The organism is Plantibacter auratus (genome assembly GCF_050587365.1).
Classification (GTDB): domain Bacteria; phylum Actinomycetota; class Actinomycetes; order Actinomycetales; family Microbacteriaceae; genus Plantibacter; species Plantibacter auratus.
The window spans coordinates 98,724-121,064 of record NZ_JBOBFV010000005.1 but is presented as its reverse complement, the minus strand read 5'-3'; the positions used below and the strand labels follow the sequence as shown (position 1 = coordinate 121,064).

19 protein-coding genes and 1 tRNA gene are annotated in these 22,341 nt (G+C 71.4%); 12 read left to right on the top strand and 8 right to left on the bottom strand.

All coding sequences use genetic code 11. The features are described 5' to 3' along the window. The first annotated feature begins 2 nt into the window (after positions 1-2). The 4 genes from ACQ3HE_RS17545 to ACQ3HE_RS17530 all read left to right on the top strand — a co-directional run bounded on the left by ACQ3HE_RS17545 (position 3) and on the right by ACQ3HE_RS17530 (position 5,693). A complete protein-coding gene (locus tag ACQ3HE_RS17545) occupies positions 3-845 on the top strand; it encodes a sugar phosphate isomerase/epimerase family protein (RefSeq protein WP_430893637.1) in 843 nt (280 codons plus the stop codon). Continuing rightward, complete coding sequence (locus ACQ3HE_RS17540) at positions 845-2,008, top strand: Gfo/Idh/MocA family protein (RefSeq protein WP_430893636.1); 1,164 nt, start codon at positions 845-847, stop codon at positions 2,006-2,008. Before ACQ3HE_RS17545 ends, ACQ3HE_RS17540 begins: the two co-directional genes overlap by 1 nt. A 102-nt stretch (positions 2,009-2,110) precedes the next feature. After that, on the top strand, positions 2,111-3,622 hold the full coding sequence (locus tag ACQ3HE_RS17535; RefSeq protein WP_430893635.1) for a cryptochrome/photolyase family protein: 1,512 nt from the start codon (positions 2,111-2,113) through the stop codon (positions 3,620-3,622). Positions 3,623-3,689: 67 nt separating this feature from the next. Beyond that, positions 3,690-5,693 carry a helicase HerA-like domain-containing protein gene (locus tag ACQ3HE_RS17530; protein ID WP_430893634.1) on the top strand — a complete coding sequence of 668 codons (2,004 nt, stop codon included), beginning with the start codon at positions 3,690-3,692 and terminating at the stop codon, positions 5,691-5,693. 177 nt (positions 5,694-5,870) lie between these two features. On the opposite strand, the gene ACQ3HE_RS17525 is transcribed toward ACQ3HE_RS17530, so the two are convergent. Beyond that, positions 5,871-6,746 carry an aminoglycoside phosphotransferase family protein gene (locus tag ACQ3HE_RS17525; RefSeq protein WP_430893633.1) on the bottom strand — a complete coding sequence of 292 codons (876 nt, stop codon included), beginning with the start codon at positions 6,744-6,746 and terminating at the stop codon, positions 5,871-5,873. A 395-nt stretch (positions 6,747-7,141) separates the two neighbouring features. Between ACQ3HE_RS17525 and ACQ3HE_RS17520 the strand changes: the two genes are divergently transcribed. Then, positions 7,142-7,744, top strand: a complete 603-nt coding sequence (locus tag ACQ3HE_RS17520) for a GNAT family N-acetyltransferase (RefSeq protein WP_430893632.1) — start codon at positions 7,142-7,144, stop codon at positions 7,742-7,744. A gap of 102 nt (positions 7,745-7,846) precedes the next feature. Here the strand turns inward: ACQ3HE_RS17520 and ACQ3HE_RS17515 are convergent, their stop codons facing one another. Continuing rightward, on the bottom strand, positions 7,847-8,380 hold the full coding sequence (locus tag ACQ3HE_RS17515) for a hypothetical protein (RefSeq protein ID WP_430893631.1): 534 nt from the start codon (positions 8,378-8,380) through the stop codon (positions 7,847-7,849). Between the two features lie 179 nt (positions 8,381-8,559). Between ACQ3HE_RS17515 and ACQ3HE_RS17510 the strand changes: the two genes are divergently transcribed. From ACQ3HE_RS17510 to ACQ3HE_RS17490, 5 genes are all read left to right on the top strand, one after another. After that, on the top strand, positions 8,560-9,228 hold the full coding sequence (locus ACQ3HE_RS17510; RefSeq protein WP_192019503.1) for a GntR family transcriptional regulator: 669 nt from the start codon (positions 8,560-8,562) through the stop codon (positions 9,226-9,228). Between the two features lie 66 nt (positions 9,229-9,294). Next, entirely contained in the window at positions 9,295-10,305 is a 1,011-nt protein-coding gene (locus tag ACQ3HE_RS17505; protein ID WP_079706802.1) for a 1-aminocyclopropane-1-carboxylate deaminase, read from the top strand. Positions 10,306-10,633: 328 nt separating this feature from the next. Beyond that, positions 10,634-11,656 carry an acyl-CoA dehydrogenase gene (locus ACQ3HE_RS17500; protein ID WP_430893630.1) on the top strand — a complete coding sequence of 341 codons (1,023 nt, stop codon included), beginning with the start codon at positions 10,634-10,636 and terminating at the stop codon, positions 11,654-11,656. Continuing rightward, positions 11,656-13,113, top strand: a complete 1,458-nt coding sequence (locus ACQ3HE_RS17495; RefSeq protein WP_430893629.1) for a PIG-L family deacetylase — start codon at positions 11,656-11,658, stop codon at positions 13,111-13,113. The genes ACQ3HE_RS17500 and ACQ3HE_RS17495 overlap by 1 nt, the downstream gene beginning before the upstream one ends. A 23-nt stretch (positions 13,114-13,136) precedes the next feature. Beyond that, entirely contained in the window at positions 13,137-13,841 is a 705-nt protein-coding gene (locus ACQ3HE_RS17490; protein ID WP_430893628.1) for a glycosyltransferase family 2 protein, read from the top strand. Here the strand turns inward: ACQ3HE_RS17490 and ACQ3HE_RS17485 are convergent. Continuing rightward, positions 13,826-14,590, bottom strand: a complete 765-nt coding sequence (locus tag ACQ3HE_RS17485; protein WP_430893627.1) for a DeoR/GlpR family DNA-binding transcription regulator — start codon at positions 14,588-14,590, stop codon at positions 13,826-13,828. The two genes, ACQ3HE_RS17490 and ACQ3HE_RS17485, sit on opposite strands and share 16 nt — an antisense overlap. A 56-nt stretch (positions 14,591-14,646) precedes the next feature. Between ACQ3HE_RS17485 and ACQ3HE_RS17480 the strand changes: the two genes are divergently transcribed. Continuing rightward, positions 14,647-15,006, top strand: a complete 360-nt coding sequence (locus ACQ3HE_RS17480) for a DUF4406 domain-containing protein (protein ID WP_430893626.1) — start codon at positions 14,647-14,649, stop codon at positions 15,004-15,006. Between the two features lie 46 nt (positions 15,007-15,052). Next, positions 15,053-15,553, top strand: a complete 501-nt coding sequence (locus ACQ3HE_RS17475; protein WP_430893625.1) for a GNAT family N-acetyltransferase — start codon at positions 15,053-15,055, stop codon at positions 15,551-15,553. A gap of 170 nt (positions 15,554-15,723) precedes the next feature. On the opposite strand, the gene ACQ3HE_RS17470 is transcribed toward ACQ3HE_RS17475, so the two are convergent. The 5 genes from ACQ3HE_RS17470 to ACQ3HE_RS17450 all read right to left on the bottom strand — a co-directional run bounded on the left by ACQ3HE_RS17470 (position 15,724) and on the right by ACQ3HE_RS17450 (position 22,307). Then, positions 15,724-17,238, bottom strand: a complete 1,515-nt coding sequence (locus ACQ3HE_RS17470; protein ID WP_430893624.1) for an MATE family efflux transporter — start codon at positions 17,236-17,238, stop codon at positions 15,724-15,726. A gap of 235 nt (positions 17,239-17,473) precedes the next feature. Continuing rightward, positions 17,474-17,917, bottom strand: coding sequence for a MarR family winged helix-turn-helix transcriptional regulator (locus ACQ3HE_RS17465; RefSeq protein ID WP_138945078.1), 444 nt, complete (start codon positions 17,915-17,917; stop codon positions 17,474-17,476). A 288-nt stretch (positions 17,918-18,205) separates the two neighbouring features. Then, positions 18,206-18,293 (bottom strand) — tRNA-Ser (locus tag ACQ3HE_RS17460). Positions 18,294-18,436: 143 nt separating this feature from the next. Next, on the bottom strand, positions 18,437-20,926 hold the full coding sequence (locus ACQ3HE_RS17455) for a transglutaminase TgpA family protein (protein WP_430893623.1): 2,490 nt from the start codon (positions 20,924-20,926) through the stop codon (positions 18,437-18,439). Further along, a complete protein-coding gene (locus ACQ3HE_RS17450; RefSeq protein ID WP_430893622.1) occupies positions 20,913-22,307 on the bottom strand; it encodes a DUF58 domain-containing protein in 1,395 nt (464 codons plus the stop codon). The genes ACQ3HE_RS17455 and ACQ3HE_RS17450 overlap by 14 nt, the downstream gene beginning before the upstream one ends. Positions 22,308-22,341 lie beyond the last annotated feature (34 nt).

Below are 22,341 nucleotides of genomic sequence, written 5' to 3'. Positions count from 1 at the left end.
CCATGACCGCACCAGCGCTCTCCGTGCAGCTCTACAGCATCAAGGAGCACCTCGACCAGGGCCTCGACGACGCCCTCGCCCGGCTCGCCGGCATGGGCCTGCGCGAGGTCGAAGCCTTCGACTTCGTCTCCCGCGCGCCCGAGCTCCGCGAGGCCTTCGACCGCCACGGTCTCGCCGCCCGCACCGGCCACGCGACCCTCCTCTCCGACGAGATCCGCTTCGGCGACCAGGTCATGCCGGTCGCCCCACAGGAGGAGGTGTTCGCGGCAGCGAAGGCCCTCGGCCTCGAGATCGTCATCGACGCGTTCGTGAGCCCCGACCGCTGGCTCGACGAAGCCGCCGTCGCCGACACGGCCGCCCGCCTCAACGCCGCAGCGGAGCGCGCCGCCGACCACGGTCTCCGCGTCGGCTACCACAACCACTCCCAGGAGTTCGTCGCATCGTTCGGCGGACGCAGCGCGTTCGAGGTCTTCGTCGACCAGCTGCGTGACGACGTCGCGCTCGAGGTCGACCTGTTCTGGGCGGCGACCGCCGGTCAGGACGTGCCCGCGCTGCTCGGCCGCCTCGGCGACCGCGTCCAGGCGCTCCACGTCAAGGACGGCCTGCTGCCCGCCGACCCGTTCGCACCGGGCGCCGCCCCCTTCGTGCCGACGAGTCTCGACCAGCGACCGTTCGGGCAGGGCGAGGTCCCGCTGCGTGAGTCCCTCGCCGCAGCGCCCTCGGCGCGGTTCGCGATCATCGAGTTCGACCACTACGGCGCCGGCGACATCTTCGACGGCATCCAGGCGAGCGTCGACGCGCTCGTCGCCGAACAGCTCGTCTCGACCGAAGCGGTGGTCCGCTGATGCCCGCGGCAGCGCAGGGCACGACAGCACGCGCACCGCAGGGCAGCGGCCCGGTCGGCGTCGGGTTCATCGGCACCGGCATGATCAGCGACACCTACCTCGAGCACCTCACCGCGTTCCCCGACGTCCACGTCGTGATCCTCGGCGACCTCGACGTCGACCGCGCGAAGGCCCAGGCCGAGAAGTGGGGCGTCGGCGAGTGGGGGACCGCCGACGACGTCCTCGCGCACCCGGACGTCGAGCTCGTCGTGAACCTCACGATCCCCGCCGTCCACGCGCAGGTCGCGTCGCAGGTGCTCGCCGCCGGGAAGCACGTGTGGACGGAGAAGCCGATCAGCGTCGACCGTGCGAGCGGGCTCGCGCTCCTCGAGCAGGCCGACGCCGCAGGACTCCTCGTCGGCATCGCGCCGGACACCGTGCTCGGCCCGGGCGTCCAGTCCGCGCGTCGCGCCATCGCCCGCGGAGACATCGGTCAGCCGCTCACCGCCCAGACCGTCATGCAGTACGCCGGCCCGGACATCTTCCACCCGAACCCGGAGTTCCTGTTCGCGAAGGGCGGCGGGCCGCTGTTCGACATGGGGCCGTACTACCTGACGACGCTCGTGCAGGTGTTCGGTTCGGTCGCCTCGGTGTCGGCAGCCGGCTCCCGTGGGCGTGCGACGCGGACGATCCAGCAGGGCGACCGCGTCGGCACCGAGTTCGCCGTCGAGGTGCCGACGCACGTCAGCGCCATCGCCCGCTTCGTGGACGGCGGCGTGAGCCAGAGCGTCTTCAGCTTCGAGTCGCCGCTCGCGAAGATGGGCGTCGTCGAGATCACCGGCACCGAGGGGACGCTCGTGATCCCCGACCCGAACATGTTCACGGGCGAGGTGCGGATCACCCGCGCCGCTCCCATCGAGCGGATGCAGCAGGACCCGGAGTGGGAGGTCGTGCCGACCGAGGGCGTCCTCGCCGGCCGCGGGACCGGGGTCCTCGACCTCGCCCGGGCGATCCGTTCCGGCGGCACGCCGCTCGCCTCGGGCGCCCTCGGCTACCACGTGCTCGACACGCTCGTCTCGATCGACGAGTCCGTGGTGTCCGGCCAGACCGTCGACGTGGCGAGCCGGGTCGCGTCGGTGCCGCTCGTCGCGGAGGACTGGGACCCGTTCGCCGCGACGCTCTGAGCGTTGTGAGCCGAGCGGGGCACCGCCGAACAGAACCGAGCAGCATCGGAGCAGGCTGAGCAAGCCCCCGGTGGTGTCCGTCGCCCCACGTACGCTGAGGCGATGGACACCACCGGCCGGAGCGCCGCCGAGCACCCCGATGAAGCGGCCCCTCGCCGGCGATGGATCCTCACCGGCCAGCTCGGCCCGGCGTTCGACGACGGCGGACCGATCCTGCTCATCGAATCGAAGTCCACCTTCACGAAGCGACCGATGCACCGGGCGAAGGCACACCTCTTCCTCTCGGCCATCCGACATCGAGCGGCGGAACTCGGCGACCGGGCGGAGTTCCACCAGGTCGACCGCTACGAGGAGGTCGTCGAGGTCGGCGCCGACCTGGAGGTGATCGACCCACCCTCGTGGACGGCTCGGCGCTTCGTCCGCGAGCGTGGCCTCCGGGTGCTCCCGAGCCGCGGCTTCGTGACGTCGGAACCGGACTTCGCAGCCTGGGCGTCGACGCGGGACGGCAAGCGGCTCCTCCTGGAGGACTTCTACCGGACGGTGCGGGAGCGGACCGGGATCCTCATGCGCGGCGACCAGCCGGAGGGTGGCCGCTGGAACTACGACCACGACAACCGGAACCCGCCGCCGAAGGGTGCCGCCCGGCTCGGTCTGCCCGAACCGCTCTGGCCCGAGGAGGACGACATCGACGCGGAGGTCCGGGAGGACCTCGACCGGTGGCAGCGCGACGGACTGGTCCAGCTGGTCGGTGATGACGGGCCCCGACGCTTCGCGGCCACGGCGGCCGAGGCGGAGGCGACGCTCGCGGACTTCATCGAGACGAGGCTCGGCGACTTCGGCCCGTTCGAGGACGCCATGCTCGGCGGCGACTGGACGATGGCGCACTCCCTGCTGAGCGCGCCGCTCAACCTCGGCCTGCTCGACCCGCGCGACGCCGTCGAGACCGTGGTCGCCGAGTACCACGCCGGTCGCGCACCGCTGTCGAGTGTCGAGGGCTTCACCCGCCAGATCATCGGCTGGCGCGACTACGTCTGGCATCTCTACTGGCACCTCGGCGAGCCGTACCGGACGAGTCACAACGCCCTCGGAGCACACGAGCCGCTCCCGCGCCAGTTCCGCGAACTCGACGCCACCGCCATCCAGTCGAACTGTCTCCGCGAGACGATCGACGGGATGCGTCGCCACGGTTGGGCGCATCACATCCAGCGGCTCATGGTGCTCGGCAACTGGGCCCTGCAGCACGGGTACGACCCGGTCGCACTCAACGACTGGTTCATCGACATGTTCGTCGACGGCACCCCCTGGGTGATGCCCGCGAACGTCATCGGCATGTCGCAGCACGCGGACGGCGGCATCGTCGCGACGAAGCCCTACGCCTCGGGCGGTGCGTACATCGACAAGATGTCCGACTACTGCGGTGGGTGCGTCTTCAATCCCAAGGTGCGGCTGGGCGAGGACACCTGCCCCTTCACCGCCGGGTACTGGGCCTTCCTCGACCGCGTGGAACCGCGCATCCGGCACAACACCCGTATGGCGCAACCGCTGGCCGGGATGCGCCGACTGTCCGACCTGCGCGCCGTCGTCGACCAGGAGCACACCCGCGAACAGTGGTGATCGGAGCAGTCGTCCAGCCCTCGCGCGACCCCTCGACCGGTGGGGAACGCGTCGCTAGGCTCGGCACATGACGCCCAGTGATGCAGCATCCGACCCGCAGATCGCCGCACTCCAGTCTGCCGCCGCCCAAGCCCAGGCCGAGCTCGAAGCCGCCCAGGCGCAGGCGGCACTCGCCGCAGCCAAAGTGAAGGCGGCCGAGGCGGCAGCGGCGCTCGCCGGGGCCGGGATCACGGCGTCGGGCGGGGCCACCGGAGCAGCGTCACCGGTCGAGCCGGTGGACCCCGGTTCCGCGAGTGATGCGCCGGCCGCCGAGGCCCCAGCAGACGTCCCAACCGACGACGCAGTCGGTGCCGACACCAGCACCGCCGGCACTGGCACTGCCGACACCAGCAGCTCCGAGGAGCTCAGCGCCGACACCATCGGTCCGGGCCCGCTCGGCCTCGACGACGTGCTGAAGATCCGCGACGGCTACCTCGTGCACGGCCCGGCGCTCGAGATGGGCGCCCTGGTCAACGGGGAACCGCTGCCGGGGGTGCAGGTCCGCATCCCGCTCAGTGTCATGAACCGGCACGGACTCGTCGCCGGCGCCACCGGAACCGGGAAGACCCGCACGCTCCAGGGCCTCGTCGAGCAGCTCTCGGCCGCCGGCGTCCCCGTGTTCGCCGCGGACATCAAGGGTGACCTCTCGGGCATCGCGACCCCGGGGGAGTCGAACGAGAAGCTCCTCGACCGCACCCGCGGCATCGGCCAGGACTGGACGCCGGCCGCCACCCCGACGGAGTACTTCGCGCTCGGTGGCGTCGGCAAGGGCGTCCCGATCCGAGCCACCATCGCCGCCTTCGGCCCGTTGCTGCTGAGCAAGGTCCTCGGCCTCAACGCCACGCAGGAGTCCAGCCTCGGTCTCGTCTTCCACTACGCCGACAAGGCGGGCCTGCCGCTCCTCGACCTGAGCGACCTGCGCGCGGTCCTCACCTACCTCGCAAGCGACGACGGCAAGGGTGAGCTGCAGGAGCTCGGCGGGCTGTCGGGCGCCACCGTCGGGGTGATCCTGCGGGAGCTCATCACCTTCGCCGACCAGGGCGCCGACGTCTTCTTCGGCGAACCCGAGATCGACACCGCCGACTTCATCCGCCTCGACCCGAGCGGCAAGGGCATCGTCAGTCTGCTCGAGGTGCCGGGCGTCCAGAACCAGCCGGCCCTCTACTCGACGTTCCTCATGTGGTTGCTCGCCGACCTCTTCAACACCCTCCCCGAGGTGGGCGACCCCGAGAAGCCGAAGCTCGTGTTCTTCTTCGACGAGGCGCACCTGCTGTTCCGCGACGCGTCGAAGGACTTCCTCGCGCAGATCACGCAGACGGTCCGGCTCATCCGGTCGAAGGGTGTCGGCATCTTCTTCGTCACGCAGACGCCGAAGGACGTCCCGGGCGAGGTGCTCGCGCAGCTCGGTTCGCGCGTCCAGCACGCCCTCCGCGCCTTCACCCCGGACGACGCGAAGGCGCTCAAAGCGACGGTGTCGACCTACCCGACCTCCGGCTACGAGCTCGGCGAGGTCCTCACCTCCCTCGGCACCGGTGAAGCGGTCGTCACCGTGATGAACGAGAAAGGGGCGCCGTCGCCGGTCGCGTGGACGAGACTGCGGGCGCCGCAGGGACTCATGTCGCCCAGTGCCGACACCGCGATCGACGCGGCGATCGCGGCGTCACCGTTGCTCGCGCGGTACGGAACGCCCGTCGACCGTGAGTCGGCGAGGGAGATCCTGACGGCGAAGCTCGAGGAGGCCAACCAGGCCGCGCTCGCCGCCGAGGCCGAACTCGAGCGGCAGCGCATCGCGGCGGAACTCGCGAAGCAGCAGGCCGCCGCCGACAAGGCCCAGGCCGCAGCACAGAAGCAGGCCGACGCCGAGTACGAACGGTTGCTCCGGAAGACCGCCGGCACGACCCGCCGAACGTCGACGAGGTCGTCGTCGACGTCCTCGAAGAGTCCGCTCGAGGAGATCCTCGGGTCGAAGGCGACACGGTCGATCCTCACCGGCGTCGTCGAGGGCATCTTCGGGACGCGTCGCCGCCGCTGAGCTGCCGCTCCGGTCTTCGTGCGGTTTCCCCCGTTCCCCTGAGCGGTTCCCCGGTCCCTGAGTGGTCTCCCGGTCCCTGAGCGGTCTCCCGGTCCCTGAGCGGTCTCCCGGTCCCTTGAGCGGTTCCCGGTCCCTTGAGCGGTTTCCCGGTCCCTGAGCTTGTCGAAGGGCGCGAACCTACCGGAGGCCGTCCTCGGCGAGGCGACCGAGCTCGACGGTGGCCCGGGCGTCTTCGAGCAGCCCGTCCTGCAGCGACCACACGGCGGACAGCGCGGAGCGCGCGATCACCCACTCGAGGAGCGCGGTTCGCGACAGGCCGAGCGATCGACTCACCAGCCCCACCCGCTCGGCGAACAGCTGCGGGTTCCGCGCCGTCGCGGGATCGGGGTTGCTGAACAGCGCTGTGGCGTCGAAGGCGCGGTGGCCGACGATGCCCTTGGGATCGATCGCCCGCCAGTCGCCGGGTGCGAACTCCAGCACGTTCAGGTGGTGGAGGTCGCCGTGCAGCACGACGACGTCGGCGGGCGTCGTGGTGTCGAGCAGCCGACCGGCGAGCTCCCGCCCACGCTCGAGGAACGCGGCGCTCGCCGGATCGCCGAGGAGGGTGCCGACGACGGATGCGTCGTCGGCGAGCAGCTCGCGGAACCACCGGCGGAGCGTGGGGAGTTCGGCGATGACATCACCGGCATCGGTCGGCGCCGGGGTGGGGAACGCCGCGTGCAGGGTGTCGAGCACGGAGCACAGGATCGCGACGGCTCCGAGGTCGCCACCTGCGCGGGTCAGTGAGGCGAGATCACGGCCGCTCGTCGCGCGTTCCAGGACGATCGCGTGGTCATCGCCCGCGAACACCGCTGCACATCCGGCGCCGTCCCACGCCGCGAGCAGCTGACCGCCGAGTGCTTCTTCCTCGACGAGCGGAACCTTGAGTATCGCCGGTCGTCCGTGGTGCGTCACGGGGAGCAGCCGGCTCGACGGCGTCACGATGAGCTCGCCGTCGGGCACGAGCCGCCACTGCTCGACGGCCGCGTCGATGCCTCCTGGTCGCCATGTCACGGGACTTAGCCTAGGCAACCCGGTCGGACGAGTGCCTCGGTCGCGCCTCGGCCGGACCCGTGATCGCGCCTCGCGTCTCGATCGCCGCCTCGGTCGGTCCCTGGGTCGCCCCTCAGCCGGACCCATGGCCGCGCCTCGGTCCTTCGGTCGCCCTTCGGTCGGTCCCTGAGCTTGTCGAAGGGCACACGGGCGAACACTGCCCTTCGACAGGCTCAGGGACCGGGGAGGGGTGCGGCTCCGGGACCGGAGGCGGGGTCGCCCTTCGACAGGCTCAGGGACCGGGAGGGTGGGGCTCAGGGGCCGGGAGAGTGGGGGTCAGGGGCCGGGAGGGGCGGGCTCAGAGACCGGGGAGGATGGGGGCCCAGGGACCGGGGAACGCCGGTTAGGCTGGCGCGGTGACCGAGATCCGCGCGTACCGACCGTCCGACCGCGCCGCCGTGGCGGCGATCTGCACCCGGACGGGCGACTCGGGCGCGGACGCGACCGGGCAGTTCAGCACGGACGACCTCCTGCCCGACATCTACGCGTTGCCCTACGTCGAGCACGAGCCCGAGTTGGCGCTGCTCGTCGACGCCGGTGCGGGCCCGATCGGGTACATCCTGGGCACGGCGGACACGACCGCCTTCGACCGCTGGTTCGTCGAGCGCTGGTGGCCGACCGTCGAGGGGAAGTACGCGGCGGCCGCGGCCTCTGGTGCCGCGTCGGAGGGCGAACGCGGCATCGTCCGATCCGCTACCGTTCGCGGCGGGCTGTCCCTTGAACTCCTCGCGCAGTACCCGGCGCATCTGCACATCGACCTGCTGCCGGAGACGCAGGGGATGGGTGTCGGCAGACGGCTCATCGACGCGTTCTGCGAGCTCCTCGCGGAGCGCGGCGTCCCGGGCGTGCACCTCGGCGTCGGCGTCGCGAACACCGGGGCGCAGCAGTTCTACCAGCGGACGGGCTTCACCCGGGTGGACGGCGACCCCGGGGCCCACTGGTACGCGAAGGCGCTCTGACCCGAGAGGCATCCGTCCCGAGTCGGATCCCGTGCGGTGCGACGTCACCATCGCGCTCCATCGCGGTGGCCGGGGCGGGCCGACTCAGCGAGAACAGTTCGGCTAGAGCAGCTCGGCGCGTGCCCAGCGCAGCCGCTCGAGCGGGGTGAGCAGGTCGGGGTGGTCTTCGCGGAGGTCGTCGAGCGAGACCGGCTGGCGAGGTCGCTCCACCGGGCCGTCGTACGCCGCGACGACGGCCGCGATGCTGTCCGTGCTCCACCGGTTGCTGCGCATGCGGAGGAGTGGGCGGTTCTCGGCGTCGCAGACGAAGAACTGCGAGCTCGCATGCAGACCTCGACCCCGGAACTCGAAGAGCAGACTGCGGCCGATCGCCTCCCGTGGAACGAACCGCTGCCGCCCGACGATGGGCTGCTCGACGAACCCGTCATGCCGCACGACGATGCGTTGGCGACGGGAGAGGACGGCGACGCCGAGCAGCACGACCATGCCGATGATGCCGAGCGTGATGACCCACGTGCGCTCGATGCTCTGGGTCGGGCCGACGAGCCAGAGTGAGACGCCCCACACGGGGAGGACGACGATTGCGGCGCTCAGAACGGCGCTCCAGAGCACGCGCGGATGCGGTCTGACCGTCACCGATTCATCACCCCGTCGCACCACGCACTCACCCCCGCAGATCATCGTGGCCTGCTTTCAGTGGGTGGACAATCCGCCATCTGGGGGACAAGTAGGACGAATACCCCACTCTGCGAGCCGGTCAGACCGGTTGCGCCGGTACGCTTGACTTCTCGGTCCTGCGATGTGCAATATATTGCATGCCCGCTCCCGCTCAAGCCAACCCGCAGCGCCGAGCGCTCCTCCGCGACGACGTCTATCAGTCGCTCCGCAACGCGATCGTCGACGGGACGTTCACCCCGGGCGAGAAACTCGTCGACACCGAACTCGAACGCTGGCTCGGCGTGAGCCGCACGCCCATCCGTGAGGCCGTCCTGCGCCTCGCCCGAAGTGGGCTCGTCATTGCGAAACCCGGACGGTCGACCGTCGTCGCCCCGCTCGACAGCCGGGCGACGTTGCAGGCACAGGCGGTCGCCGCCGCCATGCACGAACTCGCCGTCCGTGAGGCGGTACCGCATCTGAGTGCGGCCGACCTCGATCGCATGCGCGCGGCGAACCGTGACTTCGCAGCCGCGCTCCAACGTGACGACGCCGACGCCGCGCTCGCAGCGGACGACGCCTTCCATGCCGTGGCCGTCGACGTCGCCGGGAACCCGTTCATCCGTGATGCGCTCGAGGCGGTCACGCCGTTGCTGCGCCGGATCGAACGGTTGCGGTTCTCCTCGGTCGCCGCGCGCGGGTCGATCGCGCAGCACGACGCCGTCATCGAGCGCTGTGCGGAGGGGGACGTCGACGCGGCGGCCGCGCTCGTCCGAGGCAACTGGACGACCCTCGCCGACCTCGTCCTCGCCCACCTCGACGAGGACTGAGCAGCGCCCACCACCCGACCCGTTCCCCGACATCCCGCCGCACCACCGAGACCCAGGAGCCACCACATGTCCCTCAGCGACTTCTCCCGCTACCCGCTCACCTTCGGACCGAGTCCCGTCCACGAACTCAACCGCCTCACCGCCCACCTCGGTGGCGCGACGATCTGGGCCAAGCGTGAGGACGTCAACAGCGGTCTCGCCTATGGCGGCAACAAGACCCGCAAGCTGGAGTACCTCATCCCCGACGCGATCGCGCAGGGTGCCGACACGCTCGTGTCGATCGGCGGCTACCAGTCCAACCACACGCGTCAGGTCGCGGCGGTCGCGGCGAAGCTCGGGATGCAGGCCGTCCTCGTGCAGGAGAACTGGGTGGACTGGCCCGACTCCGTGAACGACCGGGTCGGCAACATCATGCTGTCGCGGATCATGGGGGCCGAGGTCCGTCTCGATCCAGCGGGCTTCGGCATCGGCTTCAAGTCGAGCTGGGAACGTGCCCTCGACGACGTGCGCGAACGCGGCGGCACCCCGTACGCGATCCCGGCCGGGGCGTCGGACCACCGGCTCGGTGGTCTCGGCTTCGCGAACTGGGCCGCCGAGGTCGAGCAGCAGGAGCGTGAACTCGGCGTGTTCTTCGACACGATCGTCGTCTGCAGTGTCACCGGGTCAACGCACGCCGGCATGATCGCCGGGTTCGCCGGGCAGGACCGACCACGCCGGGTGATCGGCATCGACGCGTCGGCGAAGATCCAGGAGACCCGCGACCAGGTCGCGCGCATCGCCCGCAACACGGCGGAGCTCATCGGCCTCGAACGCGAGCTTCGCGACGACGAGATCACGGTGTTGGAGGGGTGGGCCGGCGACCTCTACGGGATCCCGGTCGAGTCGACGATGGAGGCGATCCGCCTGACCGGTCGGCTCGAGGGCGTCATCATCGACCCGGTCTACGAGGGGAAGTCGATGGCGGGACTCATCGACCTCGTGACGAGCGGTGACATCCCGGCGTCCAGCAACGTCCTCTACGCGCACCTCGGTGGGCAGCCGGCGATCAACGCCTACAGCGCCCTCTTCCGCGACTGAGCCGTTACCCGGTGTCCCGCCCGAGCGGGGTGCCGGCGCGGTGCGCTGAGCTGAGGTGTCGGAAACCGGCGCCAGCGCGGTGCGCTGACGCGAACCCGAGGGAACCGGTGTGAGCGCGGGTCAGTCGACCGAGCGCGCCCCTCCGGAGACCCGCGCCCACGTCGCTGACCCGCGCTCGCGCCAGCGCACCGCGCTGACCCACTACCAGGGTCGATGGTCGTGGTCCAGGGGCGGGCGGTCGCGAGCTGCGGTGCGAGACTTGGACCTCCACGACGCGAGGAGGTCGCATGCGCGCACCGATGGAACCCCGACACCAGACGCGGATCGCATGATCCGTCTGCAGTCCACCGCCTGGCCCACCAGCGGCACCTCCCTCGACCTCGGCGCCCTGCACGACGCGGCGTCAGGTGCGTTGGCGAGCATCGAGTCGCGTCTGGCGTTCACCTCCACAGCCGTGCGACTCGTCGGTCCGCTCGAGCAGCACACCGCCGGGCGGGTCTTCGCGGGACTCGGCGCGATCGCCGCGGTCGACGTCACACTCGCACGGGTCGTCGAACCGCACCTCGACGCACTCGCCATCCTGCATCAGGCCGACCTCGAACCGCCGGCCGTCTCCACCTGGGGGGTCTTCGCGGCCGAGGCGCCCGGGCTGCGTCTCGACGCGACCCTGGTCGACGACGCCTGGCAGCTGACCGGTACCAAGCCGTGGTGCTCCCTCGCCTCCCATCTGAGCGACGCGCTCGTCACCGCCCATACCGCGCCGGGGGAGCGGCGGCTGTTCGCCGTCGCACTCACCGATCCCGGGGTCACGACCGACGACAGCGCGTGGCTCGCCCGCGGACTGCCGCTCGTCCCGAGTGGCCCGGTCGGCTTCGACGGGGTCCCTGCTTCACCGGTCGGCGACGACGGGTGGTATCTGCGACGCCCCGGATTCTCCTGGGGCGGGATCGGCGTCGCCGCCTGCTGGTGGGGCGGCGCGGTCACGCTCGTCGACCGCTTGCTCGCCGCGGCACGCACCAGACCCGATGCCGACCTGTTCCTCCGCACGCTCGGAGCCGCGGCCATCGACCTCTCGATCGCCGAGCAGGCGATCGCCGACGCGGCCCAGGCCATCGAGCACGGTCACGCCGACGACACGGCCGGCCCGCGCCTCGCCCAGCGTGTGCGGTCGACGGTCCGCGGTCGGGTCGACGCCATCCGTGCCGGGGTGCTCGGAGCACTCGGCCCCGGCCCGCTCACCTCCGAGCCCGCCTACCTCGCGCGGATGTCCGACCTCGAGCTCTACGTCCAGCAGGACCACGGCGACCGCGACCTCGCACGCTACGGCCGCATGCTGGTGGAGGCCGACTGATGCCCGCCTTCGACCACCGCGACCCCGGCACGTCGGCAGCCGCCTGGGCGACCCGCTTGCACGAGCTCGACCTGCCTGTCTGGGACAGCTGGCGCCACGCCACCGGCGTCGTCGTCCTGTCGCCGCACCCCGACGACGAGTCACTCGGAGCCGGCGGGCTGATCGCGGCCGCCGCAGCCGCCGGGATCCCGGTCGAGGTCCTCCTCGTGACCCTCGGCGAGGGATCGCACCCCGACTCACCGACCACCACGCCCGAGGAACTCGCCCCGCGCCGGGAGGCCGAGTTCATCGATGCCGTCGGTCGTCTCCACCCGACGGTCCGGTACGAGGTCCTGCACATCCCGGACGGCGGCCTCGACGCCGAACGCGCGGGCATCGCGGGGCGACTGCGTGCAGCCGTCGCCACCGCCGGATCGCGACCGCTCATCGTCGCCCCCTGGCGCGGCGACGGGCACCGCGACCACCGGATCGCGGGCGAACTCGCCACGGCCCTCGCGACCGAGCTCGACCTCGCGCTCGTGGAGTTCCCGATCTGGCTCTGGCACTGGGCCGACACCGACGACGCGACCCTGCCGTGGGCCGAGGCGCGGATCGTCCCGCTCGACGCGGCGGCGCACGGGGCGAAGATCGCCGCGATGGACGCCTACCCCTCGCAGACGGAGCCCCTCTCGGACGCACCGGGCGACGAGGCGATCGTCGACCACCACCACCTGCAGCACTACGCGCGGCGGTTCGAGGTGCTGTTCCCGAACGGGCGTGCGCTGGACCTCGCGGCGGGATCCGACACGGATGCAGGTGCGGCGGCGGACACCGACGCCGACCCCGCCGGCACCGATGCCGTGACGGCTGCGACGGCCGATGCGACCTCGCGCTCGAAGGAGTCGTTCGAGGACCACTACCGCGATCACCCCGACGGCTGGGACTTCGGATCCTGGTACGAGGAGCGCAAACGTCGGGTCCTCCTCGCCGCCCTGCCGCGCCAACGCTACGGCTCGGTGCTCGAACTCGGCTGCGCGACGGGCGTGCTCACGGAGCGGCTCGCGGACCGCAGCGACGACGTGCTCGGTGTCGACATCGCCGAAGCACCCCTCGAGATCGCCCGTCGACGGGTGCCCGCCGCCCGGTTCGAACGCGGCACGCTCCCCGACGACTGGCCGAGTGGTGCCTTCGACCTCGTGGTGATGTCGGAGGTCGGCTACTACCTGTCGGCGACCGACCTCGACCGGGTGATCGACCGCCTCCTCGGCTCGCTCACGCCCGGCGGGAGCATCGTCGCATGTCACTGGCGGCACCCGGACGACCACGCCACGACCTCGGCCGAGTTCGTCCATCGCCGGTTGCTCGAACGCTGGCCCGGCCGTCGGTCGATCCAGCACGTCGAGGACGACTTCCTGCTCGACGTCTTCGTGCCTGCCGATGAGGCGAGCATCGCCGCGGTGGACGGTCTGACGGGCTGATGCTGCGACGGATCGATGCCGTCGTGCCCGCGCACGACGAGGAGGAGCTGATCGGGGCATGCCTCGACGCGCTACTCGTCGCGCGTGCCGCCGTGCTGCGTCGTCGTCCCGAGCTGCAGGTGGGGATCGTCGTGGTGCTCGACGACTGTCGCGATGACACGGCGCGGATCGTCCGTGAGCGGTTGGCGGGATTCGATCCTGGCGAGATGGTCACCGTCGTCATCGACGAGCGCAGTGTCGGCGCTGGCCGGCGGGCGGGTGTCGCGGCCACTGTGGGATCAGGTGCTGCGGGATCAGGCGCTGCCGACGTCTCAGAACGGTGGATCGCAAACACCGACGCCGACTCGCGCGTTCCGGAGGACTGGTTCTCCGTCCACGCCGATGCCTTCGACGACGGTGTCGACGTCCTCCTCGGGACCGTCCGTCCCGACTTCACGGACTTCTCCGAGGACGACGTGGAGCGGTGGTCGCTGACCCACCCGCCCGGACATCTGCCGGGCAACGTGCATGGGGCCAATCTGGGTGTCCGGGCCGATCGGCTCGACGAACTCGGCGGCTTCCGTGAGCTGCCCGAGCACGAGGACGTCGAGCTCGTCGAGCGCGCCCGGGCGGCGGGTCTCCGGGTCGTGCCGACGCTGGATGCGCCCGTCGAGACCTCGGGTCGGCGACGTGGCCGGACCCCGGGTGGCTACGCCGCGTTCCTCGCCGAGACCTACCCGCGATCCTGACGGTCCAGCGCGTCTGAACCCCCGGCCTGTGTCGACGGGTCGAGTGCATCCGTCTGTGGATCGACGATGACCTCGGCGACCTCGCCGAGGTCGAGCACCGGGTACCGGGAGACGGCACCGACCTTCTCCTCGCTCGCCAGGACGAAGACGTCGGTGCTGCGCTCGGCGAGGGCGCGCTTCGTCGCGGCGTCGTCGAGGTCGCCGGTGGTGAGGCCGTGCTCGGGATGGAAACCCGTGACGCCGAGGAAGCAGGCGTCGGCGCTCAGGTGACGGATGGCTTCTGCAGCGAGGGCGCCGCCCGCGACCATCGAGTGACGTCCGAGTTCGCCGCCGATCATGATGACGCGTGCCGGCGAGTGCTCCGCCACGGCGAGGGCGACCGCCGGGCTCGGGGTGATGACGGTGAGGGACGGGTCGTCCGGGAGGAGTCGCGCGAGCGCGAGCGCGGTGGTGCCGGCGTCGATGATGATGGTGCTGCCCGGTCGGATCCGCTCGGCGGCGATGCGGGCGACGCGCTCCTTGCTCGCCGTTCCGAGGGACAGTCGATCCCGGAACGGGCGGTCGGCCGCTGGGACCGGGAGCGCGCCGCCGTAGACGCGGACGCAGAGGCCGGCTTCGGCCAGCTCGCGGAGGTCTCGGCGGATCGAGTCTTCCGAGAGCCCGAGCGCAGCGGCGGCGTCCTTCGCGACGATCCGGCCGTCGCGGTCGAGGAGGTCGAGCAGGTGTGATCGTCGTTGTGCGCTCAACATACGTGCTCCTTCATGGTGTTGCACGATCGTGCACGGTTAACGCTACAGTGCTGGACATGACAACGCCACTCCTCATCCTCATCGCCGGCCCCTACCGTTCCGGGACCGGTGGTGATCCCAACGCCATCGCCCGCAACCTGGAACGACTCGAAGCCGCTGCGGCGCCCATCTACGCGCTCGGTCACGTCCCGATGATCGGGGAGTGGGTCGCGCTGCCGATCCTGCGTGGGATCGACACCGCGTCGGGCGACGGCGACGTCATGTACGAGACGGCGAGGCGGTTGCTCCAGCACTGCGACGCCGTGCTCCGGTTGCCGGGGGAGTCGTCCGGTGCCGACGCCGATGTCGCCATCGCCCGTGAGCGCGGGATCCCCGTGTACACCGACCTGTCGGAGATCCCGGCGCTCGAGGGCTGAGGTCGCTTGCCCGCGGCGTCCCGGCGCTCCGGCTAGGCTGGCGCGCGTGCTCGACGACCTCCGGATCCGCCGCTACTGCGACACCGATGCGCGGGTGACCAGGTCGATCTTCGAGCGCGCGGTGCGGGTGACCGCTGCCGCCGACTACACGGCCGAGCAGCTCGCGGCCTGGGTGCCGGAGGACCGGGCAGACACCGTGCTGGACGACTGGGCCGCCCGACGTGCCGCGGTCACGACGTGGGTGGCCGAGCTCGACGACTCGGTGGTCGGATTCACCGACCTGGACGTCAAGATCGGCTACCTCGACATGCTGTTCGTCGATCCGGACGCGGGACGACGCGGCGTCGGGTCCGCGCTCATCCGTCACGTGCTCGACGAAGCCCGAGCGGTGGGGCTCCGGGAGGTGACCGTGCAGGCGAGTCGGACGGCGCAGCCGGTGTTCGCGCGCCACGGCTTCGTCGTGGTCCGCGAGCAGCGGGTCGAGCGTCGCGGGGTGCTCATCGAGAACGCGGTGATGCGGGTGCTCCTGGACGCCTCAGCCGGGTGATGCTCCCGGGACGGCCCGCGCTCCCGGCGGGGTCTCGCCAGCGCGGTGCGCCGACGTGAGATCGCTGCAATCGGCGTGAGCGCGGGGCATAGACGTGGGCGCGGCCCTCCGGAGACCCGCGCCCGCGCGTGTGACCCGCGCTCACGTCAGCGCACCGCGCTGGCAGCCCGTCAGACGTCGGCGAGTTGTGCGTCGGCTCGCTCCGGGGAACCGGCTGCGAGGCCACGGTCGATGGCACGTCGCGAGCCGAGCCAGAGCAGGACACCGACCAGGAAGACGATGACCTCCGTCACGGTGAGCGACCAGACGATGCCACCGAGTCCGAACCACAGGTTGCCGAGGAGGACGATCGGGACGAACAGCACGCCCTGGGTGACGGCCATGACCGCCGCGGGGAGCGCTCGCCCGGTCGCTTGGAAGAGCGAGGTGATGAGTCCGGTGAACCCGTTGGCGATCATCGCGGTGAGCTGGGCGACGAGGATCGTGACGCCGAGACCGAGGACGGAGGGGTCGGCGATGAACGCGGAGACGATCGGCTCACGCAGGACGAAGACGACGCCGGCGAAGAGGATCGAGATCCCACCGACCGCGAGTGCCGAGGCGCGGAGAGCCGACCGGAGGCGTGCGCCGTCGCCCTTGCCGAACGCATAGGCGAGCAGCGGGAGCACGCCGAAGGTGACGCCCATGACCAGGAACTCGGGCACCTGGGCTATCCGGACCGCGACGCCCATGGCCGCGAGTGGGGCGTCTCCGTAGGCCGCGGCCAGCGTGTTCAACACGAGCGCTGTGACGATGAGGAACCCCGACTGCAGGAGGGTGCTGACGCCGACGCCGAGGACCGGCTTGAGGATGGTCGGCGACAGCGTGAACCAGCGCGGTGCCAGGCTGACGTGCTCGCTGTTGCGCTGCAACCACGCCACGAAGTAGACGAGGACACCGAGGTTCGCCAGACCCATCGCGAGCGCTGCACCGGCGACGCCCCAGTCGAACCCGAGGATGAAGACGAGATCGAGGACGAGGTTCGCCACGGCCGACGCGATGAGGGCGATCATCACCTGACGGGCGGCACCCTCGGCCCGCACGAGCTGTTCCAGACAGAACGCGGTCGCCATGACGGGGACGAACGCGAGCATGACACCGATGAACGCCGAGGTCGCCGGGGCGGTGACCGCGTCCGCCCCGAGCAGTGACACGAGTGGGCCGAGGAACACGAGGCCGATCCCGCCCAGGACGGCGCCCGTCAGGAACGCGCCCCAGACGGAGAAGGAAGCGGCCCGTTTGATGTCCCCGGCCTGTGCCGGGTCGTGTTCGGAGGCGCCCAGGAGTCTGGAGATGAGCGCGCCGCCGCCGACGCCGAACAGGTCGCCGATGGCCATGATCAGTCCGAGGATCGGGGCTCCGAGCGTGATCGCGGCGAGCAGGGTGGTGTCGTGCAGCGAGCCGACGACGCCCGCGTTGATGAGGTTGTAGACGGCGCTGACGACCAGCGCCGCTGCCATCGGGACGCACAGATGGATGAGTGCCCGGATGATCGGGGCGGTCGAGAGGTACCAGCGGTTGCTGCCGACCGTGTCGGCTGCGGTCGAGGGTGTGGTGTCGGTCGACGGAGCGGTGGCCGTCGATGGTGCGGTGCCACTCGGGATGGGTGTTCCGGTTGCGGGATCGGTGTGGTCTTCGGGGTGCATGGTTGGCTCCGTTTCGGGCAGGTTCAGGGCGCGACGATGAGCGCCGGCGCGGCGAAGGTTCGGTGATTGGGGTGGTCGTGCGGCGCGGGCTGAGCGGACGGGCTCAGCGGGCGTTCGGGCGCGACGGACAGCGCCGTCCTGGCGTTCGCGGTCGCGATCGTGTTCGGCGGTCGGTGAGTGACGCGGCGAGTGGTCTCGTCGCGTGGTCAGGGTGCTCGGGTTCCCCGAGCGGTGATCAGCGGGTCGGCTGCGGCAGGTGCGCCGTGAGCTTCGTGAGCAGAGCGTGCAGGGTGTCGCGTTCGCTCTGGTCCAGCGGAGTGAGGATGATGTCGTCGGCTTCGGCCATCGCGGTCTCGAACCCGGCGATGAGGTCGGTGCCGAGCGGGGTGGCGTAGACGCGCTTGGTGCGTGCGTTTCCGTCTTCCGTGCGGCGTTCGACGAGGTCTCGGCGTTCGAGTCCCTGCAGGAGGCTCGAGACGCTGGCGGCGCTCGTCCGGCTCACCTCGGCGATGTCGCGTTGGCTCGATCCTGGATGCCGGACGAGGTGGCCGAGGACGAAGGCCTGTTCGTGGCTGAGCTCGCGGGCTCGGATCCAGTCCTCGCCGGCTTTGCGCTGTGCCCACCCGATCCAGCGGACCAGTTCGAGTGTGCTGCTGAGGGTGGGTGTCTCGTCGTCCATGATTAGAACGCTAACGCTTCGATTTATAACTGTCAACCATCGAATAATCGACTCGCTCAGCGCGGTGCGCTGACGTGAGATGTGCGGACTCGGTGCCAGCGCGGTGCGCTGGCGCGAAACCGACGAGTTCGGTGTGGGCGCGGGTCGTAGCCTTGAGCGCGCCCCTCCGGAGACCCGCGCTCACGCGTGTGACCCGCGCTCACGCCAGCGCACCGCGCTGGCAACCTGAGGACACGTCGCCGGTGTACTCCGGAAACGCAGAACGCCCCGCGCGAGGCGGGGCGTTCGTGGCGGAGAATGGGGGATTCGAACCCCCGAGGGCGTTAACCCAACACGCTTTCCAAGCGTGCGCCATAGGCCACTAGGCGAATTCTCCATGGCTGTTTGTGAAAAACGGCCAGATAGCAGCATACCTGGTTCACGGACCGCCGCGCGCCACCCGGCCCCGCCGCCGCGCTCCGACCCTGGCCGAGCACGAACGCCCACGGTCGGGGACACCGGCACGGAGCGCCACTCGCGTCAGCTCGCAGCAGGCGGCCGCCAGTCCACCCGTTGATCACGCCGCAGCACGAGCGACCGCGGGAGGACGGCCGCGAGGACGCGTTCGAGCGGCTGACTCGCCGACCGCAGGGCCGCCTTCGCCTCAGCCAACGCCGCGTCGACCGAACCGGCGCTCGCCGCACCACCAGCGCTCGGCGCATAGCTCTCCCGCTCGACCGCCGCCACGAGTCGGTCGACGGCCGGCGACTCGATCCGGAACTGCCCGCGCAGCCGCGATGCGAACCCGCGTGGTGACTCCGCCGACGTCACGGGGAAGCCGAGGTCGCGGGCGGTGTCGAGGAACTCCGCCCAGGCCCAGCCTGCCGAGGTCCCCTCGGCGAGGGCACGCCGACGCCCGGCCGCACGCCGGAGTCCCCGGGCGATCGACGGGGTGGCGAGCAGCACCAGCGCGCCGAGCAGGATCGCGAGCGGGACGAGAGCAGCGGTGAAGGCCCCGCCGGACCGGGTCGAGGTCGGTCCGCCGAGCGCGTCCGCGGTGGGCGTGGGCGTCGACGCCGCGGTCGGAGCCGGACGGCTGTCGGGGCTCACCGATCCGCTGCCGGGCGTCGCCGTGCTCGCGTCGCTGAACTGCGTCACGACTCCACGGCTGGCCGTCGGCTCGAACGGCACCCAGCCCACACCCTCGAAGTACAGCTCCGGCCAGGCGTGCAACTGGTCCGAGGTGACGATGTAGGTGTCGCGGTTCGCCGGGGTGTTGTCGATCGTCGTGCCCGGCAAGTACCCGATGGCGATGCGCGCGGGGATGCCGAGGACGCGCGACATCACGGCCATCGCGGACGAGAAGTGGATGCAGTAGCCGGCCTTGCGCTCCAGGAACGTCGCGATGACCTCGGCTCCGCTGCCGTCGAAGCCCTCCTCGACCGGCGCCGACTCCGAGTACTCGAAGGTGCTGCGGAAGTAGCGCTGCAGGGCGATCGCGCGGTCGTAGTCGGTGGAGGCGGTCGCCGTGACGTCGGCGGCCGTGTCACGGATGATCTGCGGCAGGTCGTCAGGCAGCTCGAGATAGGGGGCGGCTGACGCCGGGTCGGCGACCGGCGGGACGTCGCGCATCTGCTGCGCGGTCGGCAGGATCGCGGTGCTCGTCGCCGTGTACGTCTGCCCGCGGGTGGATCCACGCTCCGCCATCGCCGTCAGCCCGGCGGCCTCGAACCGCCAGTCACCGCGGAGCCCGTCGACCTTCTGTGTCGGATACGGCAGCGGCAGCCACGGGCTCGACAGCGAGTCCACCGTGACCGTCGTCTCGAAGGTCTCCACCGGGATCGCCTCGCTGAGCCCGGCCGGCGCGGGGAAGGCGTCGAGCGTGTTGCCGTCGTTGTAGCCCGAATTGTCCGGCCCCCAGACCGTACCCGTGAAGTCGCTGAGGTCGGTGACCTTGAGGTAGGGGGCGTCGTCGGCGGTGGTCGTGTACTCGAGGGCGGTCGTGTTCGCGGGACGCCGCAGACTCTGGCCGAGCGAGATGAGCGGATTGATGCCGTTCACGAACGGACCGCTCCCACGGGCGCCCGCGGTCACATCCCGGACGGCGAGGTCGGGGAGCACGGCCGGTGTGAGGAGGGCGACGACCACGGCCACGGCACTGACCAGGACGGCCGGGCCGAGGCCTCCGAAGCGACCGGCACCGGTCATCGCCGACGGGCCGGCGCCGCGTCCATCGCCGGCGGCCCGGGCCGAGGCGAGCGCTCGCAGCAGCTCCCGGCGCCGGACGTCCTCGCGGAGCAGCCAGAGGAAGGAGAGGGCGACGAACGCGAACACCCACGGATCAAGGGGGAACGACACGGCGACCGTCGGTCCGGCGTACACGGCGAAGACCAGGACGGCCGCGAGCACCGGCGCGTGCCGGCCGAGCACGAGCCACGCGACCGCCAGCGCGACGAGGCCGCCGCCGGCGGCCATGACGAAGACCACGCCAGCGTCGGTGTCGAGCGGGGCCGAGCCGTCGTGGAAGGTCTGGAACCCGGCGTCACGCAACCGTTCGAAGGCGCCAAGCGTCGTCGGGGTCGGGACGATGCCGATGATCGCCGTCTCACTGGCGAAGAACAGCGTGATCGTCAGCAGCCACGCGGCGCCGGCGCCGAGCCACACGAACACCGCCGGCAGTCTCGTGCGCCGGAGGAGGATCGCCGTGGCGAGGACGATCGCGATGACGAGGTTCGTGACGAACCACCAGCCGAGCGCGTCGAGCACCCGCCCGAATCCGAGGCCACCCGTCGCGAGGAGGAGGAAGGCGGCGAGGCCCAGACGCAGGTCGCCGACGTTCGCGGTGTCGCGTGGGTCGTCCCGGCGCCCGCCGGCGCTTCCCGACCACGACCCGCCGCTGGTTCCGCCACGGGACGGGCGTCGGGGGTTCGACGAGCCGGCACCAGGACGGACGTCCGAGGGCACCCCTCCGCGAGACGGCACACGGCCACGGGCGGCGGCCGCCGCGCGGCGTTCCTCAGCGACGGACATTCGCACCTCCGGCACCCCGGCGGCCGCCCTGGCCGCCCCGACCACCACGGCCGGCCGACTGCGGAGCCAGCGTGGTGGTCGCCGGACCGCTCGTGCCGGACCACAGCGCCTGGAACGATGCGCCGCGCTCGCCGACGTGGCAGCGCCAGCCGGCCGACTCCAGGAGCTCGATGGACCGACGCCGGGCGCCGGCCGGGAGGAGTGCGACGGGGAGCGGCGAGAGGTGCGCGACGGCGGTCAGCTCGCCGAGGTCGCCCTCCTCCACATCGCCGAGGATCGCGATGACCGGTTGCGACCGGCGCGCGGCGATGACGGGTGAGAGGTCGAGGAACCGATCGGGCCGGACCGACGGACGCAGGAGGGCCAGGTCGAGCAGGGCGGCGTCCAGGTCGTCCTCCTCGAGATGCTGCCCTGCGCGGGCGAGCGCGTCGCCCATGTCGCCGACGGGGCTGGACCGCAGGCCACCGGTCGCGGATCTCGCACTGATCTCCCGGGAGAGCTCCTCGGTTCCGGCACCGACCAGGTTGACGCGGTAGTCGGCGTCGGCGAGGTGGGCGGTGATCGAGGCCGCCAGCGACACGGCCTGCTCGAACGCCGGCAGGTACGACGGATCGTCGTCGGGCCAGGCCCAGTGGGCTGCGGCGGTGTCGAGGAGGACGGTCGCCTCGGGGTCGTTGCGCTGCTCCTCCTGCCGCACCATCAGTTCACCGTGGTGCGCGCTCGCCCGCCAGTGCAGTCGGCGGATCGCGTCCCCCGGCAGGTAGGGACGGGCGATGATGTCGTCCTCGCCGGCGCCGACATGCAGCGACGACGGGCGCGTGGAACCGTCGCGGCTGGCCGTGAGTGCGGGGATCTCCGGCAGGACCACGACCTCCGGCAGGACGACGACCGCATGCGTCCCGCCCACGTCGCGACGACGGACGACGAGTCCGAACGGGTCGCTCACGGTCAGCCCGAGCGGGCCGAGGTCGTGTTCTCCTCGACGCAGCGCCGTCACGGTGTACTCGGCCGTCCGACGGCGCGATCCGATGCCCGCGACGCCGGTACTCGGCAGGGTCCCCTCGGCGCTGCCGGCGAGCCCGGCCGGCACGCGGTCCTTCCACTCCGTGTGGACGTGGGGGAGCGCGCTCGTCTCGGCGATCGTGACCTCGACGGAGATCCGGCCGCCGACCGCGACGAGGTCGGGTCGGGTGGTGCGATCGACCCGGAGCGACGGTCGCTCGAGGTAGACCGCGCCGAAGCTGGCGGCGACGAGCGCGACGAGCAGGCCGGCCGCTGCGAGCAACTCCGGCGAGCCGATCCCGCGCGCGAAGATGAGGCACACGCCGGCCGCGATGAGCACGCCGACCGCGCGTCTCGTCAACGGCACGCGGCGCTTCATGGGCTCAGGACCTCCAGTGCCGGATCACGGCGAT

Bases quoted from the DNA above. Each gene is read 5' to 3' on its own strand.
- ACQ3HE_RS17545 (WP_430893637.1), top strand. From the start codon at position 3: ATGACCGCACCAGCGCTCTCCGTGCAGCTCTACAGCATCAAGGAGCAC.
- ACQ3HE_RS17540 (WP_430893636.1), top strand. From the start codon at position 845: ATGCCCGCGGCAGCGCAGGGCACGACAGCACGCGCACCGCAGGGCAGC.
- ACQ3HE_RS17535 (WP_430893635.1), top strand. From the start codon at position 2,111: ATGGACACCACCGGCCGGAGCGCCGCCGAGCACCCCGATGAAGCGGCC.
- ACQ3HE_RS17530 (WP_430893634.1), top strand. From the start codon at position 3,690: ATGACGCCCAGTGATGCAGCATCCGACCCGCAGATCGCCGCACTCCAG.
- ACQ3HE_RS17510 (WP_192019503.1), top strand. From the start codon at position 8,560: ATGCCCGCTCCCGCTCAAGCCAACCCGCAGCGCCGAGCGCTCCTCCGC.
- ACQ3HE_RS17505 (WP_079706802.1), top strand. From the start codon at position 9,295: ATGTCCCTCAGCGACTTCTCCCGCTACCCGCTCACCTTCGGACCGAGT.
- ACQ3HE_RS17500 (WP_430893630.1), top strand. From the start codon at position 10,634: ATGATCCGTCTGCAGTCCACCGCCTGGCCCACCAGCGGCACCTCCCTC.
- ACQ3HE_RS17495 (WP_430893629.1), top strand. From the start codon at position 11,656: ATGCCCGCCTTCGACCACCGCGACCCCGGCACGTCGGCAGCCGCCTGG.
- ACQ3HE_RS17485 (WP_430893627.1), bottom strand. From the start codon at position 14,590: ATGTTGAGCGCACAACGACGATCACACCTGCTCGACCTCCTCGACCGC.
- ACQ3HE_RS17480 (WP_430893626.1), top strand. From the start codon at position 14,647: ATGACAACGCCACTCCTCATCCTCATCGCCGGCCCCTACCGTTCCGGG.
- ACQ3HE_RS17470 (WP_430893624.1), bottom strand. From the start codon at position 17,238: ATGCACCCCGAAGACCACACCGATCCCGCAACCGGAACACCCATCCCG.
- ACQ3HE_RS17465 (WP_138945078.1), bottom strand. From the start codon at position 17,917: ATGGACGACGAGACACCCACCCTCAGCAGCACACTCGAACTGGTCCGC.
- ACQ3HE_RS17455 (WP_430893623.1), bottom strand. From the start codon at position 20,926: ATGTCCGTCGCTGAGGAACGCCGCGCGGCGGCCGCCGCCCGTGGCCGT.
- ACQ3HE_RS17450 (WP_430893622.1), bottom strand. From the start codon at position 22,307: ATGAAGCGCCGCGTGCCGTTGACGAGACGCGCGGTCGGCGTGCTCATC.